15 protein-coding genes are annotated in these 18039 nt (G+C 71.4%); 12 read left to right on the top strand and 3 right to left on the bottom strand.

Translation table 11 applies throughout. The features are described from left to right. Nucleotides 1–12 precede the first annotated feature (12 nt). From ruvB to HNR67_RS35540, 8 genes are all read left to right on the top strand, one after another. Entirely contained in the window at nt 13–1050 is a 1038-nt protein-coding gene (gene ruvB, locus HNR67_RS35575) for a Holliday junction branch migration DNA helicase RuvB (RefSeq protein ID WP_185007135.1), read from the top strand. A gap of 154 nt (nt 1051–1204) precedes the next feature. Then, complete coding sequence (gene yajC, locus HNR67_RS35570) at nt 1205–1543, top strand: preprotein translocase subunit YajC (protein WP_407645157.1); 339 nt, start codon at nt 1205–1207, stop codon at nt 1541–1543. Between the two features lie 171 nt (nt 1544–1714). Continuing rightward, the gene (gene secD / locus HNR67_RS35565) at nt 1715–3430 is read left to right on the top strand and encodes a protein translocase subunit SecD (protein WP_185007131.1); all 1716 of its coding nucleotides are present in this window, start codon (nt 1715–1717) and stop codon (nt 3428–3430) included. A 1-nt stretch (nt 3431) separates the two neighbouring features. Beyond that, entirely contained in the window at nt 3432–4682 is a 1251-nt protein-coding gene (gene secF / locus HNR67_RS35560) for a protein translocase subunit SecF (protein WP_185007129.1), read from the top strand. Nucleotides 4683–4741: 59 nt separating this feature from the next. Continuing rightward, nucleotides 4742–5302 carry an adenine phosphoribosyltransferase gene (locus HNR67_RS35555; protein ID WP_185011501.1) on the top strand — a complete coding sequence of 187 codons (561 nt, stop codon included), beginning with the start codon at nt 4742–4744 and terminating at the stop codon, nt 5300–5302. Nucleotides 5303–5460: 158 nt separating this feature from the next. Beyond that, complete coding sequence (locus HNR67_RS35550; protein ID WP_185007127.1) at nt 5461–5670, top strand: hypothetical protein; 210 nt, start codon at nt 5461–5463, stop codon at nt 5668–5670. Nucleotides 5671–5806: 136 nt separating this feature from the next. Next, nucleotides 5807–6721 (top strand): FKBP-type peptidyl-prolyl cis-trans isomerase, encoded by a 915-nt coding sequence (locus HNR67_RS35545; protein ID WP_185007125.1) that lies wholly within the window; start codon nt 5807–5809, stop codon nt 6719–6721. A gap of 209 nt (nt 6722–6930) precedes the next feature. Continuing rightward, nucleotides 6931–9225, top strand: a complete 2295-nt coding sequence (locus HNR67_RS35540) for a RelA/SpoT family protein (protein WP_185007123.1) — start codon at nt 6931–6933, stop codon at nt 9223–9225. 16 nt (nt 9226–9241) lie between these two features. Here the strand turns inward: HNR67_RS35540 and HNR67_RS35535 are convergent, their stop codons facing one another. After that, nucleotides 9242–12055, bottom strand: coding sequence for a LamG-like jellyroll fold domain-containing protein (locus HNR67_RS35535; RefSeq protein WP_246492667.1), 2814 nt, complete (start codon nt 12053–12055; stop codon nt 9242–9244). A gap of 242 nt (nt 12056–12297) precedes the next feature. Between HNR67_RS35535 and HNR67_RS35530 the strand changes: the two genes are divergently transcribed. Next, complete coding sequence (locus HNR67_RS35530) at nt 12298–13293, top strand: terpene synthase family protein (protein ID WP_185007119.1); 996 nt, start codon at nt 12298–12300, stop codon at nt 13291–13293. A gap of 258 nt (nt 13294–13551) precedes the next feature. Here the strand turns inward: HNR67_RS35530 and HNR67_RS35525 are convergent, their stop codons facing one another. After that, a complete protein-coding gene (locus HNR67_RS35525; protein WP_185007117.1) occupies nt 13552–14391 on the bottom strand; it encodes a peptidylprolyl isomerase in 840 nt (279 codons plus the stop codon). Nucleotides 14392–14576: 185 nt separating this feature from the next. Between HNR67_RS35525 and HNR67_RS35520 the strand changes: the two genes are divergently transcribed. Genes HNR67_RS35520 through HNR67_RS35510 form a run of 3 tightly spaced genes read left to right on the top strand, consistent with a single transcriptional unit; the run spans nt 14577 to nt 17189 of the window. Further along, nucleotides 14577–15278, top strand: a complete 702-nt coding sequence (locus HNR67_RS35520; protein WP_185007115.1) for an MBL fold metallo-hydrolase — start codon at nt 14577–14579, stop codon at nt 15276–15278. Nucleotides 15279–15288: 10 nt separating this feature from the next. Continuing rightward, complete coding sequence (gene hisS / locus HNR67_RS35515) at nt 15289–16557, top strand: histidine--tRNA ligase (RefSeq protein ID WP_185007113.1); 1269 nt, start codon at nt 15289–15291, stop codon at nt 16555–16557. Beyond that, the gene (locus HNR67_RS35510; protein ID WP_185007111.1) at nt 16554–17189 is read left to right on the top strand and encodes a hypothetical protein; all 636 of its coding nucleotides are present in this window, start codon (nt 16554–16556) and stop codon (nt 17187–17189) included. The genes hisS and HNR67_RS35510 overlap by 4 nt, the downstream gene beginning before the upstream one ends. On the opposite strand, the gene HNR67_RS35505 is transcribed toward HNR67_RS35510, so the two are convergent. Beyond that, nucleotides 17186–17578: a hypothetical protein gene (locus HNR67_RS35505; protein ID WP_246492666.1), complete on the bottom strand. Its 393-nt coding sequence runs from the start codon at nt 17576–17578 to the stop codon at nt 17186–17188. The two genes, HNR67_RS35510 and HNR67_RS35505, sit on opposite strands and share 4 nt — an antisense overlap. Nucleotides 17579–18039: the final 461 nt, after the last annotated feature.

Here is an 18039-nt window from a genome sequence, read left to right as displayed (position 1 = left end):
CGGGGCCGCGCGGTGTTCGACGACGACCTCGACGAGGAGACCCCGCTCTCCCCCTACCCCGCCACCGGGGAACGGGAGGACGAGACCGGGCTGCGCCCGAAGAACCTGACCGAGTTCGTCGGCCAGGCCCGGGTCCGCGAACAGCTCGAACTGGTGCTCGGCGGCGCCATGCGGCGCGGCTCGCCACCCGACCACGTGCTGCTCTCCGGCCCGCCAGGACTCGGCAAGACCAGCCTCGCCATGATCATCGCCGCCGAACTGGGCGCCGCGCTGCGGATCACCTCCGGCCCGGCCCTGGAACGCGCCGGCGACCTGGCCGCGATGCTGTCCAACCTGGCCGAGGGCGACGTGCTCTTCATCGACGAGATCCACCGCATCGCCCGGCCAGCCGAGGAGATGCTCTACCTGGCCATGGAGGACTTCCGGGTCGACGTCGTGGTCGGCAAGGGCCCCGGCGCCACCAGCATCCCCCTGGACATCGCCCCGTTCACCCTGGTCGGGGCCACCACCCGGTCCGGCTCGCTGACCGGCCCGCTGCGCGACCGCTTCGGCTTCACCGCGCACATGGAGTTCTACGTCCCCGGCGAACTCGAACGCATCCTCACCCGCTCGGCCACCATCCTCGGCGTCGACCTGCGCCCCGACGGCGCGGTCGAGATCGCCGGCCGCTCCCGCGGCACCCCCCGGATCGCCAACCGGCTGCTCCGCCGGGTCCGCGACTACGCCGAGGTCCGCGCCGACGGCGCCGTGACCAGGGACATCGCCATGGCCGCCCTCCAGGTCTACGACGTCGACGAACTCGGCCTCGACCGCCTGGATCGTGCCGTTCTGGGTGCTTTGGTGCGGTCGTTTGGAGGTGGACCGGTCGGGGTGTCTACCCTGGCTGTGGCGGTGGGTGAGGAGCCGACCACCGTCGAGGAGGTCTGCGAGCCGTACCTGGTGCGGGCGGGCATGCTCGCGCGAACACCGCGCGGGCGGGTCGCTACCGTGTCGGCATGGCGTCACCTCGGGCTTGAACCCCCGGCCCAGGCTCCCGGCGAGGTGGGTTAGCCCCCGCCCTGGCCGCACAGCGAGTGACACCTGGCACACTCGTACCCGCATACCCGAACAAACCGGAGGTCAGGCCGTCAGGGCGGCCTCCGCCGAACGGAGAATGATGGACCCGTCATTTATCTTCCCGCTCCTCATTGTCGGGCTCGGGGTCATGATGTTCCTCAGCGTCCGCAAGCAGAAGAGGGCCATCGCGGACCAGCAGTCGCTGCAGAACTCGCTCGCGCCTGGTGACCGGGTCATGACCACCTCCGGTCTGTACGCGACGGTGGTCGACGCCGAGGACGACACCACCATCCTGCTCGAACTCGCCCCCGGTGTGACCACCGAATGGGTGCGCGCGGCGGTCCGCGAGAAGGTCAAGGACACCGCCGACGAGGACGTGGACGCCGACGAGGTGGACGAGACCCCGGCCCCCTCGGTGGCGGAGAAGGCCAACGAGAGCAAGGCCGAGATCGCCCCGCCCCTTGAGCAGGGCAAGAACAACCGGTAAGACCCTAACGTCAGGTTTTCCTGGCGCGCTAGGCTCTGGCGCCCCCGCAGGCAGCGTGCGCGGGGGCGCACCGCCTTGTCTCGCCCGATGCGGGCAGGGTGGTCGACTTCCACTGACCATCGGCAACGGGGCCAGCAGACGGCCCCGTTGGCATGAGGAGACCGACGTACCGTGGCACCTCCGGCTGGGCATGTACGCCCGTGGCGCAACCTCGCCGCCTTCGGACTGATCATTGTCGTGCTCTACTCACTGGTGTTCTTCACCGGTGACGGGCAGGCGAAGCCGAAGCTGGGCATCGATCTGCAGGGCGGCACGCGGGTCACGCTGACCGCGCGGTCGGAGAGCGGCGCCCCGCCCTCCGCGGAGTCGCTCAACCTGGCCCGCGAGATCATCGACCGGCGCGTCAACGGCTCCGGCATCTCCGGCGCCGAGGTCGTGCAGGACGGCACCAACCTGGTGATCACGGTCCCCGGCAACAACCCGGACGAGGCCCGCAGCCTGGGCCGCACCGCGGTGCTGGGCTTCCGCGCGGTGATCGGCGCGGTCCCCGCGACGAACCAGCCCGCACCCAGCACCAGCAACCAGCCCTCCGGCTCCAACGCGCCCAAGCCGACCACCTCCGGTCCGGCCGCCGGCGCGCCGACCAGCTCGCCGAAGCCGCAGGGCCGGATCGCACCCGCCCAGCAGCCCACCGGCACCGGGCAGCCCAGCTCCCCGGCCGCGCCGCCGCCCAGCAGCAGCGCGCCGCCCGCGCCCAAGGCAGGCCCCGAGGCCATCAAGCAGGCCAAGGAGATCCGGCAGAACCCGGCGCTGCTCAGCGACCAGCAGATGCAGCAGCTCGCCCTGGCGACCCTGGACTGCAAGGCCGCCGACCCGCTCACCGGCCTGGACGACCCGAAGCTGCCGCTGGCCACCTGTGACGAGAAGGGCACCGAGAAGCTGATCCTCGGCCCGGTGTTCCTGGACGGCAAGCAGATCTCCGACGCCAGCGCCCAGGCCAACAGCCAGGGCCCCGGCTTCGTGGTCACCCTGAACTTCCACGGCGACGGCGTGAAGACCTGGGCCGAGTTCACCTCCAAGAACGTCGGCAAGCGCGCCGCGTTCGTGCTCGACACCAAGGTCGTCTCCGCGCCCTCGATCAACGAGGCCATCGTCGGCGGCAGCACCCAGATCACCGGCCAGTTCACCCAGAACGAGGCCCAGCAGCTGGCCAACGCGCTCAAGTACGGCTCACTGCCGCTCAACTTCGAGCAGTCGGAGTTCGAGACCGTCTCCGCCACCCTCGGCTTCGCCTCGCTGCAGGCCGGCCTCATCGCCGGTCTCATCGGGCTCGGGCTGGTGCTGCTCTACTGCCTGTTCTACTACCGGGCGCTGGGCATCCTCACCGCGTTGTCGCTGGTCCTGACCGGTCTGGTGGTCTTCGCGGTACTGGTGCTGCTTGGCCGCTGGGTCGGCTTCACCCTCGACCTGGCCGGCGTGGCCGGGTTCATCATCGCCATCGGCATCACCGCCGACTCCTTCATCGTCTTCTTCGAGAGACTCAAGGACGAGGTGCGCGAGGGCCGCAGCTTCCGCTCCGCGGTGCCGCGCTCCTGGGTCCGCGCCCGGCGCACCATCCTCTCCGCCGACGCGGTCAGCTTCCTGGCCGCCGCGGTGCTCTACATCCTGGCCGTCGGCCAGGTGAAGGGCTTCGCCTTCACCCTGGGCATGTCCACCGTGCTCGACCTGGTGATCGTGTTCCTGGTGACCCACCCGCTGGTCTCGCTGGCCTCCAACTCCAAGTTCCTCTCCCGCCCCGGCCTGTCCGGTCTCGGCGAGGCGCAGCGGTTCAACGCGACCTACCGCAAGGCCGCCCCGGCCGCCACCACTGCCGTGAAGGAGGCCTGAGATGGCTGACAACGAGACTGGAGCCGTGGTGGCCCCCGGCCTGGAGACCACCCAGCGGCCCAAGAAGAGGGAAGGCTTCTTCACCCGGCTCTACCTGGGCAACGGCGCGCTGGACATCGTCGGCAAGCGCAAGATCTGGTACGTCGCCACCACGATCCTGTTCCTGATCTGCCTGGGCTCCATGCTGTTCCGGGGCTTCGAGCTGGGCATCGACTTCAAGGGCGGCACCAAGCTGTCCATGCCGACCAGCAGCGTCACCGGCCCGCCGATCACCGATCAGCAGGTCAAGGACATCTACCAGCAGTCGGTCGGCAAGGAAGCCGCCTCGGTGCAGACCGCGGGCACCGGCACCAGCCAGACCATCCAGATCCGCTCCGAGGCACTGTCCTCCGAGCAGGTCACCAAGCTGCGCGACGCGCTGTTCAACCAGCTCAAGCCCAAGGACGCCAACGGGCTGAGCGTGCCGACGGTGATCAGCGACAGCGCGGTGTCCGGATCATGGGGCGGTGAGATCACCAACCAGGCGATCATCGCGCTGATCGTGTTCCTGGTGCTGGTCACGGTGTTCCTGATCTTCTACTTCGAGAAGTGGATGGCCGTCGGCGCGCTGGCCGCGCTGGCCTTCGACCTCATCGTCACCGCCGGCGTGTACTCCATCGTCGGCTTCGAGGTCACCCCGGCCACCGTGATCGGTCTGCTGACCATCCTCGGCTTCTCGCTGTACGACACCGTGGTGGTGTTCGACAAGGTCAAGGAGAACACCCGCGGCCTGCTCGGCCTGACCCGCCGCACCTACGGCGAGGCGACCAACCTGGCGGTCAACCAGACCCTGGTGCGTTCGCTCAACACCTCGCTGATCGCGGTGCTGCCGGTGTTCGCGCTGCTGGCCATCGGCGTCGGCGTGCTCGGCGTCGGCACGCTCAAGGACCTCGCGCTGGTGCAGATGACCGGCATGATCTCCGGTGTCTTCTCCTCGATCTTCCTGGCCTCGCCGCTGGTGGTGACGTTGAAGATGACCGAGCCGAAGTACCAGCAGCAGGCCCAGCGGGTCGCCCAGCGCCGGGCCAACCTGGCCCGCAAGGCCGAGGCCGCCGCGGCCGGTGAGCACTTCGAGCCCACCGACGAGGACAGCCTGGACGCGGAGTTCCGCCGCGAGCAGGCCATCAGCGCCGCGGCCAGCGTGCCCGGCCGCACCGCCAAGGCCACCGACGCCGCCCGGCGGGCCCGCCCGACCGGCAAGCGCGGCCGGTGACCGGGGAAACCCAGCAGCAGCCGGACCTCGCCGCCGCCGTCAGCGGCGTCGGCGAGGCCATGGCCGCCGCCCAGCAGGCCGTGGTCAAACAGGTCACCCTCGCCGGTGACCTGGAAGCCGCCCTCGACCTGATCCGGGACGTGCCCGACTTCCCCGAACCCGGCGTGCTCTTCCGCGACCTGACCCCGGTGCTGTCGGATGCCAAGGCACTCGGCGCGCTGGTCTACGGCGTGGCCGCGGCCTGCCCGGCCGCCGACGTGGTCGCCGGGATCGAGGCCCGCGGCTTCCTGCTGGCCGCCCCGGTCGCCTACGGCTGCGGCGTCGGCATGGTGCCGGTACGCAAGGCCGGCAAACTGCCCGCCGTCGCCGCCAAGGTCAGCTACGCCCTGGAATACGGCACCGCCGAACTGGAGATCGCCGTCGGCGCCATCCAGCCCGGCCAGCGCGTCGCCGTCATCGACGACGTCCTGGCCACCGGCGGCACCGCCGCCGCGGCCTGCGAGCTCGTCGAGCAGGCCGGGGGAGTGGTCGCCGGCGTCGTGGTGGTGCTGGAGATCGCCGCCCTCAACGGCCGGGCCGAACTCGAGGGTTACCAGGTCACAGCACTGCGCACGGTCTGAACTCAGCCAGATCACGAACGCGCCGGGAGACAACTCCCGGCGCGTTCTTGTGCACCTAAAGACAATCCCCCAGTCGCTCGATCGGGCTAACCTAGTGACCTGTGGCACACCGAGCCGAGCCGCCACCGCCCGGCCACCACACCAACGGGGGATCAACCATGACCTCAACTGTCATCCGTCGAGTCGCCAGCGTGTTCACCGCCGCTGTCGCCGCGACCGGCTTACTGCTCGTCGTCGGCGCGACCGAGGGCAAGGCCGCCGAGAGCGGCTGGTGCAAGGGCCCCGGTCCGTGCACCGCGCCCGCCCCGGCCGGCTGGTGCCAGGACGGCGCCGGCCTGACCCTGGGATCGGACATCTGCCGTCGCTGACCCACCGGCCCGCGGGCAGTCGCCGCCCGCCACCCGGCGACTGCCCGCCGCCGAGCAGCCCCGTCGAGCCCCGTGCCCGGCGGGGCTGCTCTCTTCGGTGGTGTCGACCGCGTTCCACCGCTGGTTACGGTGCCCTGTGACGCACACACTGACCCGCAGAGCCCTCGCGCTGCTGCTCACCGCAGGCACCGCGCTGGGCCTGGGCGCCGCCACCGCGGTCGCCGCGCCCGGCCACGGCCGCCCGATCGTGGCCGGGGCCTTCGGCCACGAACCGATCCTGGAGATCCCCTCGGCCGTCACCCCGACGGCGACCCTGGACATCCGCACCGCCATCCCCGGCCGCGGCCCGGCCACCCAGCGCGGCGAGATCCTGTTCGCGCACTACTTCCTCAAGGTGTGGCGCAACAACAAACTCGTCGAGCACTCCTACGACGGCGCAGCGCCCTTCGACGTGCCCCTCGGCGTCGGCAAGCTGATCAAGGGCTGGGACCAGGGCCTGCTGGGCGTGCGCGCGGGCAGCCGGGTGGTGCTGACCGTGCCGCCGGACTGGGGCTACGGCCCGCGCGGCGGCATCCCCGAGGCGGGCATCCTCAAGGACGACACCCTGGTCTTCGTCGTCGACGTCTACGGCACCTACCAGCCCGCCGCCTCCGCGGTCGGCGAACCCGGCCGTCCCTACGACACCCGGCGGCTGCCCGCGGTCGAACGCGTCGACGGCCGCCAGCCCGCCATCACCGTCCCCGCGGTCGCACCGCCGCGCTGGCCCGAGTCCCGCACCCTGGTCGAGGGGCGCGGCAGCCGGGTGTGGCCGGGGCAGACCGCGATCGTCCAGCACACCACCGTGGTGTGGCGGACCGGCGCGGTCACCGACTCCTCCTGGGGCAAGGCCAAACCCGCCGCCTTCACCCTCCGCCCCGGCAAGGCGGGCGACGGACTGATCGCCGGACTCGCCGGCGTCCGGGTCGGCAGCCGGGTGCTCCTGGTCGTACCGCCCGCCGCCGGCCAGACCGACACCCTCGTCCACGTGGTGGACGTACTCGGCTCGCACTGACAGCCCAGTCCCGGTCACCGGCGAACACGCTCGGTGACCGGGACGGCACGCACGGCGAAAAATGATCGGTCCGACGGTAACCCGGACGCAGTTCATCGTGTGACTCTTCACGTTCGTCGAACACCTGCGCGTTCCGCCCGAGGTGTGGCGTTATCCTCGGTTACCGGGGTCGGTGGCCCCGGCACCCGAGGCAATCCGGGAGCGTGCACTTGAGTCAAGACGTCGAAGCCTCCGTAGCGGCGCAGCCGGCGCTCCCAGCGCCGCCGCCCTCAGCCACCCGCAGGGTGCGCGCACGGCTGGCCCGGCGGATCACCGCGCAGCGCGCCGCCCCGGTCAAGCAGGTCCTGGAACCACTGGCCGCCGTGCACCGCGAACTGCACCCCAAGGCCGACCTGGCGCTGCTGCAGAGCGCCTACGACGTCGCCGAGGACAAGCACCGGCACCAGCGCCGCAAGTCCGGGGACCCCTACATCACCCACCCGCTCGCCGTGGCCACCATCCTGGCCGAGCTGGGCATGGACACCATCACCCTGGTCGCCGCGCTGCTGCACGACACCGTCGAGGACACCGACTACTCCCTGGAAGCCCTCAGCGAGGAGTTCGGCACCGAGGTCGCGCACCTGGTCGACGGCGTCACCAAGCTGGACAAGGTCAAACTGGGCGCCGCCGCCGAGGCCGAGACCATCCGCAAGATGGTCATCGCGATGGCCCGCGACCCGCGCGTGCTGGTCATCAAACTGGCCGACCGGCTGCACAACATGCGCACCATGCGCTTCCTGGCCCCGGAGAAGCAGGCCCGCAAGGCCAGGGAGACCCTGGAGGTGCTCGCCCCGCTGGCGCACCGCCTGGGCATGGCCACGGTCAAGTGGGAGCTGGAGGACCTCGCCTTCGCGATCCTGCAGCCCAAGAAGTACGACGAGATCGTCCGCCTGGTCGCCAACCGCGCGCCCAGCCGGGACAAGCACCTGCGCAAGGTCACCGACGAACTCTCCGGTCACCTGGAGGCCGCGCGCATCCTGGCCAGGGTGGAAGGCCGCCCCAAGCACTACTACTCCATCCACCAGAAGATGATCGTCCGCGGCCGCGACTTCGACGACATCCACGACCTGGTCGGCGTGCGCATCCTGGTCGACGAGGTACGCGACTGCTACGCCGCGATGGGCGTGGTGCACGCGCTCTGGCAGCCCATGCCCGGCCGGTTCAAGGACTACGTCGCCCAGCCCCGCTTCGGCGTCTACCAGTCCTTGCACACCACCGTGATCGGCCCCGACGGCAAGCCCCTCGAAGTGCAGATCCGCACCTACGAGATGCACCGCACCGCCGAGTACGGCATCGCCGCGCACTGGCGGTACAAGGAGACCAGGGGCACCCACAAGGGCGTCGAGGTCGACGACATGGCCTGGATGCGCCAGCTCCTGGACTGGCAGCGGGAGGCCGCCGACCCCGGTGAGTTCCTGGAGTCGCTGCGCTACGACCTCGCGGTCAAGGAGATCTTCGTCTTCACGCCCAAGGGCGATGTGGTCACCCTGCCCGCAGGCTCCACCCCCGTCGACTTCGCCTACGCCGTGCACACCGAGGTCGGCCACCGCTGCATCGGCGCCAGGGTCAACGGCCGCCTCGTCGCCCTCGAGCGCAAGCTGGAGAACGGCGAGGTCGTGGAGATCTTCACCTCCAAGGCCGAAGGCGCCGGACCCAGCCGCGACTGGCTGCAGTTCGCGGCCAGCCCACGGGCCAAGACCAAGATCAAGCAGTGGTTCGCCAAGGAACGCCGCGAAGAGGCGATCGAGGCCGGTAAGGACCAGATCGCCAAGGAGGTCCGCCGGGTCGGCCTGCCCATGCAGCGCCTGGTCTCGGCCGACTCGGTCACCGCGCTGGCCCGCGAACTCCGCTACCTCGACGTCAGCTCCCTCTACGCCGCCGTCGGCGAAGGCCACGTGTCGGCCCGGCACCTGGTGCAACGCCTGGTCGCCCTGCTCGGCGGCGTCGAGCACGCCGAGGAGGAGCTGGCCGACCGCGCCACCCCCTCCACCGTGCAGCGCCGCCGTGGCGTGGACGCGGGCGTGGTGGTCAAGGGCACCAGCGACGTCTGGGTCAAACTCGCCCGCTGCTGCACCCCCGTGCCAGGGGACGAGATCCTCGGTTTCGTCACCCGCGGCGGCGGCGTCAGCGTGCACCGCACCGACTGCACCAACAGCGAGGAACTCCAGGCCAGCCCGGAACGCCTCCTGGAGGTCGAGTGGGCCCCGTCGGCCTCCTCGGTCTTCCTGGTCGCCATCCAGGTCGAGGCCCTGGACCGGCACCGGCTGCTCTCCGACATCACCAAGGTCCTGGCCGATGAGCGGGTGAACATCCTGTCGGCGTCGGTGACGACCTCGCGGGACCGGGTCGCGGTGAGCCGGTTCGCCTTCGAGATGGGCGATCCGAAGCACCTGGGGCACGTGCTCAAGGCGGTGCGCAACGTCGAGGGCGTCTACGACGTGTACCGGGTCACCTCGGCGAGCTGATCCGGCCACCGCCGCCTCAGTTCACCGGCCGGGTCATGTCCGCGGTCAGTTCGGCCGGGCTCAGCGCCCGGTCGTACAACCGCACCTCGTCGATCATCCCGGCGAAGAACTCGTTGCCCCACACCGCGTTCCCGCCGATCCGCAACGCCCCGCTGGACGCGGTCACCGACCCGGCCACGGCCTGACTCGACACCAGGGCCCCGTTGACGTGGAGCCGCAACGTGGTCCCGTCGTAGGTGGTGCTGACATAGGACCAGGCGTTGGCCGGCAACGCGGTCGGGCCCGCGGTGTCCCGTTCCACCCCGCCGACCCGCACCGCCGCACCGGGTCCGCGGGAGGGTGAACTGGCGTACAGCCCGTAGCTGAGCCCGTTCGTGGTCTCCCGCAAGGCGATCGTGCGCCACTGCGTGCTCAGCGTGCCGGGTTGCACCCACGCGGACAGGGTGAACCGGGCGGGGGACAGGCTGGCGTGGTTGGGCACGGTGACCCAGTCGTTGACGCCGTCGAAGCGCAACGCCCGCCCGAACCGTCCGGTCGTCACCCAGGTCGCCCCCGACACCGTGCCGGTGCGGCCGTTGCCGCTGTCATCGGCCGCGCTCGTCCCGCTGCCCGCGTCGAAGCCGTACTCGGCCAGCAACCCGCTCGCCCGGTAGCTCGCCGTGTAGGTGGTCGCGGTGGCCGGCGCGGTGATCACGTGGCTGTTCGCGCCGCCGTCGGACCAGGCGGTGAAGCCGAAGGTGGTGCCGGACAAGGCTTGTGGGCTGGGCGCGGATACCGAGTTGGCCGAGCCGACGATCACCGTGCGGGTGAACGGGGTGGTCTGGGTCTGGGAGAACGTGGTCAGTTGCAGGCCCGGCGGATCGCTGGTGAAGGTCAGGTTCACCGTGCGCGGGTCCAGCCGCACCGAGGTGCTGGCCTCCCGGCCACCGGAGTCCCGCGCGGTCAGCACCAGCTCCAGGAAGGACGGGAACTCGTGGTCCGGGGCGAAGAACTCGCCGCCGGCCACGCCGGGGAAGCTCTGCACCGGGTGGGTGTGGCAGTTGCTCGGGCAGTGGTGCAGCAGCAGCCGCCAGGTCAGCGCCGAGGGCGGTAACTGGCCGTCCTGCGGGTCGGTGGCACTGCCGGAGAACGGGATCCGCTGCCCCACCTGCCAGCGCAGCGCCGCGGTCGGGTTGGCGATCACCGGCACCGGATCCTGCGGTGGCGGTTGCCCGGCGGTCACGGTGACCGTGGTGGTGCCGGACAGGCCGCCGGGGTCGGTCACCCGCAGGCCCACCCGGACCTCGCCGACCTGGGTGTAGGTGAAGCTCGGGCGGGGCAGGGTGGAGTCGTCGTAGGCGCCGTCGCCGTCGAGATCCCAGGCATAGCCCAGGGTGTCGGCGTCCGGGTCGGTGGACTGGCTGCCATCGAAGCGCACCGTCAGCGGCACCGGACCGCTGGCCGGGGTCGCGGAGGCCACCGCGGTCGGCGGCCGGTTGCCCGCCGGGTAGCTCAGCCGCCGCAGCTCGCCGGCGCCCAGCGCCAGGTAGAATATGTCCCCGCCGGGGCCACGGGTGATCGCCACCGGGATCCGCACCCCGGTCGCCACCGTCACGATCTTCGCTGGATCCGGCAGTCCGTTCGCGCCGACCTGCATGGCCCACACACAGCCGCGGGAGGAGTCGGCGAAGAACAACGCGCCCCGGTACTCCGCCGGGTAGGCGCTGCCCTGCTCGAAGGCCAGTCCGGTCACCGAGGAACTCCCGGTCGGGCAGCCGTCCCCGGCCACCACCGAGGCGTCGTGCCGGTAGGCGTAGTGCGGGGCCTGCTGCCCGCCCGCGGCGTAGAGCTGCTCGCAGGAGTCCAGGTTCGCCCCGTCGTAACCGCCCTGCCGGGCCGCGCCCTCGAAACACGGCCAGCCGAAGTTCTCCGCGGTCCCGTCCGCCGGGTTGGTGATCCGGTTGATCTCCTCCCAGGTGCCCCAGCCGACATCGGCCACCCACAGCTCCGAGGTGCCCGGCCGCACCGCGAACCGGAACGGGTTGCGCAGGCCGTGCGCGGTCACCCGCCGCGCGTTGGCGTCCGGGCTGCCCGCGAACGGACTGCCCGGCAGCCCGGCGCCGGTGTCCGGGTCGATCCGGATCATGCTGCCGCTCAACGTCCGCGGCTGGTCAACCGGCCGCCGCACCGACTGCGCCCGCAACGCCCCGCCCTGCGCGTCCGGCGGCGACAGGTTCGTGCCCGCCACGCCGGGCGGGTCCGCGCACGGGTTCTTGGTCTGGCCCCAGTCGGCGTAGTTGAAGCTGGCCCCGTCGCCCGCGCTGACGTAGAGCGCCCCGTCCGCGCCGAAACGCAGCTCACCCACGGTGTGGCTGGGGAACTGCTGGCACCAGGAGGTCAGCACCACCTGCTCGGTCCCGACGTCCCCGTTGGCGACCAGGCGGGACACCCGCCCCTGCACCACACACCCGTCCACGGTCGCTCCCGGCGGATCAGGACAGGTGTCGCCCCAGGCGGGCGGCGCGCCACCGGGTAGCGCGTCGTAGGTGTAGGCCACGTAGACGTGCGGCACCACCGGGAACCGCGGATGCACCGCCAGCCCGAGCAGCCCGCGGTCCCAGTAGTCCTGGACCTGCGGGCGCAGATCGGCGAAGACCGTCGGCGTCGGATCGGCCAGCCCGTCGAAGACCTTGACCAGGCCGCTCTTCTCGGTGACGAAGATCCGGCCGTCCGGGGCGAAGGCCACGTTGGTCGGCGCGTTCAGCCCGGACAACGCGACCGTGTCGGTGAACCCCGGCGGCGTGGCCGAGGCCGACGCGGCGGGCAGCACCACCAGGTAGGTCAAGGTCAACAGGACAGCGAGAACCAACCGCAGCACGGACATCCGGGCCCCCAAGGCTCGCGGCGACGAAGCGAACACCCGGCCCCCGCCCGGTACTCAAACAACTACCCTGCGCAATCGTTTGGTAGCAATCCGCCATCGGGGCAGCTCGTCGGCGCACCAGCGGCGGCCGGACGCCCGGAGGGAGGAATCCCGTCGCATTACGGTGACCCGGACTTGTCCCCGGCCCCGGCGGCTGGCATGACCGGGGCATGCCCACCCGTCCCGCGCGCACCCCCGGTCACCCGTTCCTGCTGCCCGACCTCACCGTGCCCTGGCCGTCCAGGTGCAACCCGCACGTCGACGCGGTCCGCCGGGACACCCGGTCCTGGGCCCGCCGGATGGGCCTGCTCGCCAGCCCCGGCACCTGGACCGAACTGAGCTTCGACGCCGACGACTGGACGCTGTTCGCCGCGCTCACCCACCCGGACGCCACCGAGGCCCGGCTGCGTCAGGTGGCCCGGTGGGACGTGTGCCTGCTCGCCCTCGACGACTACTTCGTGGCCGCCTACAAACGCACCCGCGACGCGCTCGGCGCCCGCCGGTTCGTGGACCGGCTGGCCGCGTTCATGCCACCGCCCGGAGTGGCCGCGCCGAGCCCGGAGAACCAGGTCGAACGCGCGCTGGCCGACGTGTGGGCCGACACCGCACCCGCGCTGCCCGCCCCGGTCCGCGCCCGCTTCCCCGGCGAGGTGCTCCGCTTCGCCCGCGGCAACCTGTGGGAGCTGGCCAACAACCTCCAGCACCGGGTGCCGGACCCGGTGGACTACCTGGAGATGCGCCGGGAGACCGCGGGCACCGAGCTGTCCACCGGACTGGGCGCGCTCAGCGTCGGCGTGCACCTGCCGCCCGAGGCGCTGGCCTCCCGGGAGCTGCGGCCGATGATCGAGACCTTCGCCGATGTGGTCGGCATCCGCAACGACATCCACTCCTACCGCAAGGAGATCGAGGAGGAACAGGACGTCAACAACCTGCTGCTGACCATCCGGCAGTTCTTCGCCTGCGACCTGCAAACCGCCGTCGACCTGGCCTTCGGCCTCTACACCGCCCGGCTGGCGCAGTTCGAGCGGATCACCGAGGCACTGCAGGCGCGGCCGGAGGTGCGGCGCTTCGCCTGCTACCTGCGGGACTGGCTGGCCGGGGACAACCAGTGGTACCGCCGCACCCGCCGCTATGTCATCGGCGGACGCAGTGGCTTCAGTGTCTAGTGAAATTAAGTCGAGGGGAGCGCGACCCAACCCCTGGCAGGGAAGCCCGGCGGGACGCCAGGACGAACCCTCGCCTGGAAGTCCGGCGGAACGCCAGAGCTACCCCCCGCCTGGAAGTCCGGCGGGACGCCAGAACGACCCTCCGCCTGCAAGCCCGGCGGAACGCCAGGACGAACCCCCGCAGGGAAGCCCGGCGGAACGCGAAAACGAACCCCCGGCCGGAAAGCCCGGCCGGGGGTTCGTCGAACTCGGGAGCGGTCAGCCCTTCAGCGTGGCCGTCTCGATCTTGACCTCGAGCTTCGGCTTGCCGTCACCCGGCTGCCCGCCCTGCGGGATCTCCACGCCACCGGCGGCGACCTTCTCGATCACCTTCAGCCCGTCCTCGGACACGGTGCCGAAGACCGTGTACTCCGGCGGCAGTTCGGAGTCGGCGAAGACCATGAAGAACTGGCTGCCACCACTGTCCGGCGCCTGCGTCTTGGCCATCGCCAGGGTGCCGCGCGGGTAGATGGTGTACTGCTTGCCCTGCTTGAGGTCCTTCGGCTTCTCGTCCTTGATCGTGTAGCCGGGGCCGCCGCGGCCGGTGCCCTGCGGGTCACCGCACTGCAGCACCTTCAGCGACTCCGTCGTCATCCGGTGGCAGACGGTGTTGTCGAAGTACTTCTTGGCCACCAGGTGCGTGACGCTCTGCACCGTGCACGGCGCCTTCGCCCGGTCCAGTGTCAGCGCGATCGCGCCCTGGCTGGTCTTCAGGTCCACCTGCGCGGTGCCCTTGTCCGGCGTCGGGCTGACATCCGGCGGCAGCCCGGCCTCCTTGGCCGCGGGCTCGGCCGGCGTCTCGGTGTACTTGCACGGGCCCTCGGTCTGCTTGCCCGGCGGGGGCGGCGGCGTGGTCGAGGTGTCCGAGGGGTTCGCCGCGGCGTCCGGGGTGCTCTCCGAGGTCGCCAACCAGTAGATGCCGCCGCCGACCAGGAGGACCGCCACGGCGGTGGCCGCCGCGCCGATCACACGACGGCGCTTGGCGCGCACCGCCCGGCGTTCCAGCTGCCGCTCCAGCTTGCGCTTGGCAGCCTGGCGCCGTTGCTCGTTGCTCGGCACGTGGATCCTCCCCTGGGGGTCGACCTGGTCAAGTTGATGTGGTGGTGGCGCGCGGAGTCTAGATCGGATCGTGTAAGGCCCGTGTGGCGGTACCCGCCGTCAGTCGGCCGACCCGGGAAAATCGGCTCGAACCGCTCGCTAGGCTAGGGGCACACTCCGCCAGCAGTCGACCAGGAGGTTTCCCCGTGCTCGTCGCCGGGTTCCCCGCGGGCCCCCTCGCCGCCAACTGCTACCTGTTGGCCGCCGACGAGGGCGAGGCCTGCGTCATCGTGGACCCCGGCCAGGAAGCCGAGGAACTCCTGGAGCGGGCGCTGCGCCAGTACCGGCTCACCCCGGTCGCCGTGCTGCTCACCCACGGCCACTTCGACCACATCTTCTCCGTCACCCCGGTCTGCGACGGCCACGACATCCCGGCCTGGATCCACGCCGGGGACCGCGCGCTGCTCAGCGACCCCGCCCGCGGCTTCGGCCCGGACGCCGCGGAGTTCTTCGGCGGCAGGCTGGAACTGCGCGAGCCGAACGAGGTGCGCGAGCTGGCCGACGGGCAGCAGCTGGAGATCGCCGGGCTGACCTTCACCGTCGACCACACCCCAGGCCATACCGGCGGGTCGGTGTGCTTCCGCACCGGCGCCGAGGAAGGCGGACGGCTGCTGCTGTCCGGCGACACCCTCTTCGCCGGGTCCATCGGACGCACCGACCTGCCGGGCGGCGACTCCGCCCAGATCATGGAGTCGTTGCGCGCCAAGGTGTTGCCGCTTCCCGACGACACCGTGGTGCTGCCCGGCCACGGCAGCCCGACCACCATCGGCCGCGAGCGCGCCGGCAACCCGTTCCTGATGGGGTTGTCCGGCGGAGACGCACCGGCCTTCCCGACCCGAGGACTGTGAAGCACTACCGATGAGCACCTTTGCCGCTCCCAAGGGCATCCCCGAGTACTACCCGCCGACCTCCGCGGGCTTCCTGCACGTCCGGGACACCCTCACCGATCAGGCCCGCCGCGCCGGGTACGGCTACATCGAGCTGCCGGTGTTCGAGGACACCGCGCTGTTCGCCCGCGGCGTCGGCGAGTCCACCGACGTGGTCAGCAAGGAGATGTACACCTTCGCCGACCGCGGCGACCGCTCGGTCACGCTGCGGCCCGAAGGCACCGCGGGCGTGATGCGCTCGGTGATCGAACACGGCCTGGACCGCGGCCAGCTGCCGGTGAAGCTGTACTACGCGGGCGCGTTCTTCCGCTACGAACGCCCGCAGGCCGGCCGGTACCGGCAGTTGCAGCAGGTCGGCATCGAGGCCATCGGCATCGACGACCCGGCCATCGACGCCGAGGTCATCTCGGTGGCCGACGCCGGCTTCCGCGCCCTCGGCCTGACCGGCTTCCGCCTGGAGATCACCTCACTCGGCGATGCCACCTGCCGCCCCGCCTACCGGGAGAAGCTGCAGGCGTTCCTGGCCAAGCTGCCCCTGGACGAGGCCACCCGCGCCCGCGCCGAGCTGAACCCGCTGCGCGTGCTCGACGACAAGCGCCCCGAACTGCGGGAACTGCTCGCCGACGCGCCGCTGATGGTCGACCACCTGTCCACGGAATGCCGCGAGCACTACGAGCAGACCAAGGGCCACCTCGGCGACCTGGGCGTGAAGTTCACCGAGAACCCGCGCATGGTCCGCGGCCTGGACTACTACACCAAGACCACCTTCGAGTTCGTGCACGAGGGTCTCGGCGCCCAGTCCGGCATCGGCGGCGGCGGCCGCTACGACGGCCTGATGGCCCAGCTCGGCGGCCAGCCGCTCTCCGGCATCGGCTTCGGCCTGGGCGTGGACCGCACCCTGCTGGCCTGCCAGGCCGAGGGCCTCGCGGTCGGCGATCCGGCCCGCTGCGAGATCTTCGGCGTGCCACTGGGCGAGGCGGCCCGCTCCCGCCTGGTCGCCATCGGCGGCGCGTTGCGCGCCGCGGGCGTGCGCACCGACCTGGCCTACGGCGGCAGGGGTGTCAAGGGCGCGATGAAGGCCGCGGACAAATCCGGCGCCCGCTTCGCACTCGTGCTCGGCGACCGCGACCTGGCCGAGGGCATCGCCCAGCTCAAGGACCTCACCAGCGGCGACCAGCGTCCGGTACCCCTGGACGACGTGGTCACCGAGATCCGCGCGGCCCTGGCGCGGCCGCGATGACTCCCGGCGAGAAGATCCCCCTCGACCTGCTGGACGGGGCGCTGCTGCGCAAGCGCGCCACCGCGGTGGCGATCGGGGCGGTGCTGGTCGGCGGCGCCATCGGCGGCCTGTTCGGGCTCTTCGGTGGCGCCACCCTCGGCCTGAGCGCGGCGGTGATCGTCGCGCTGCCCTTGGTCCTGCTCGCGATCACCGAGGCCCGCCGCAAGGTCTGGCTGCAGGACGGCGTGGTCTCGGTCCGCGCCCTCGGCACCCGCCGGGTGGACCTGCGCGCCGCCCAACGGCTGGAACTGCTGATCACCGACGTCCGCGGCGCCCGCACCACCGGCCTGCTGATCAGCGGCCCACCCAGGAACAAGACCGTCAACATCGCCCTGGCCATCTACGCCGGCGTAGGCGGTCGCGAACTCGGCATCCTCGCCCTGCGCCGCCTGGCCGACGTCCTGGCCACCACCGGCGAGGCGCACGCCCTGACCTACTCCGAGCTGCTGGTCGCCCAACTCCGCGCCGAGGCCAGAGGCGACGCCGCCGCCGACCGCCCCCTGTATCGCCTGGCCACCCTCGCCCCCCAGGGCCGGGTAGCCCAACGCCTCCGCCCAGAAGCAGTGGCCAAGTTCGTCACCAGCCTCGGCTAACCCACCGGCACCTCCGGCACCAGATGGCACACCAGCAACTTCAGCTGGAAGAACACCGGCACCCACACCAACACCAACGGAATCGGCAACCACACCAGGTTGACCAACACCGCGACCAGGAACGCCGCCATCGCCACCACCCGCCGGGCAGGCACCGGCGAACACTCGATGAGCACCGTGCCCACCAGCAGCACAACGGCATTGCCCAACGCCCAACCCCAGTCCCGGTCAAGCACAAGCAGCCCGAACAACGCCAGATGCACCAGATGCAAGGCGACGAACCGAACCCGCGCCGCAGGCCGAGGATCGCGGTGATACCACCGTTTCGCGGCCGTGGTCGCATTGGTGAGCACCCCACCGACCAGATCAACGGCCAGCACCACCAACACGATCACCCGAACCCACCCCGCCGAGGCCCCGGACCCAGCAGGCCATAACCAGGGCACGAGCAGGACCGCGAGCAACCCCACCGCGATCCCACCACCGAGCAGTTCGGCGAGCAGCTCGGCCCGGGTCCGCCCGGGTCCCATGGCCCGGGAGAGCGCGCCACGCCAGCCGGGGGTGGTGGGCGGGATCGTCCAGTCCGCCCGCATGTCCGCCCGCGGTGCTACTTCAGTCCGCGCTTCTACAGCCCGCCGAGGTTCGGTCCCCACCGCGCCGCCCCGTTCGGTCCCCATCGTGACGTCCCGTTCGGTCTCCACCGGGCCGTTCCGTTGGGCTCTCGCCGTGACGTCCCGTTCGATCTCCGCCGCGCCGCTCCGTTCGGTCTCCACCGGGCCGTCCCGCTCGGTCTCGACCGAGCCGCTCCCTTCGGCTCTCGCGGGGCCGTCCTGTTTGGTTCCTGCCGGGC

Origin of the sequence: Crossiella cryophila, assembly GCF_014204915.1 — a bacterium.
Classification (GTDB): Bacteria; Actinomycetota; Actinomycetes; order Mycobacteriales; family Pseudonocardiaceae; genus Crossiella; species Crossiella cryophila.
This window is presented reverse-complemented; position numbering and strand designations above follow the sequence as displayed.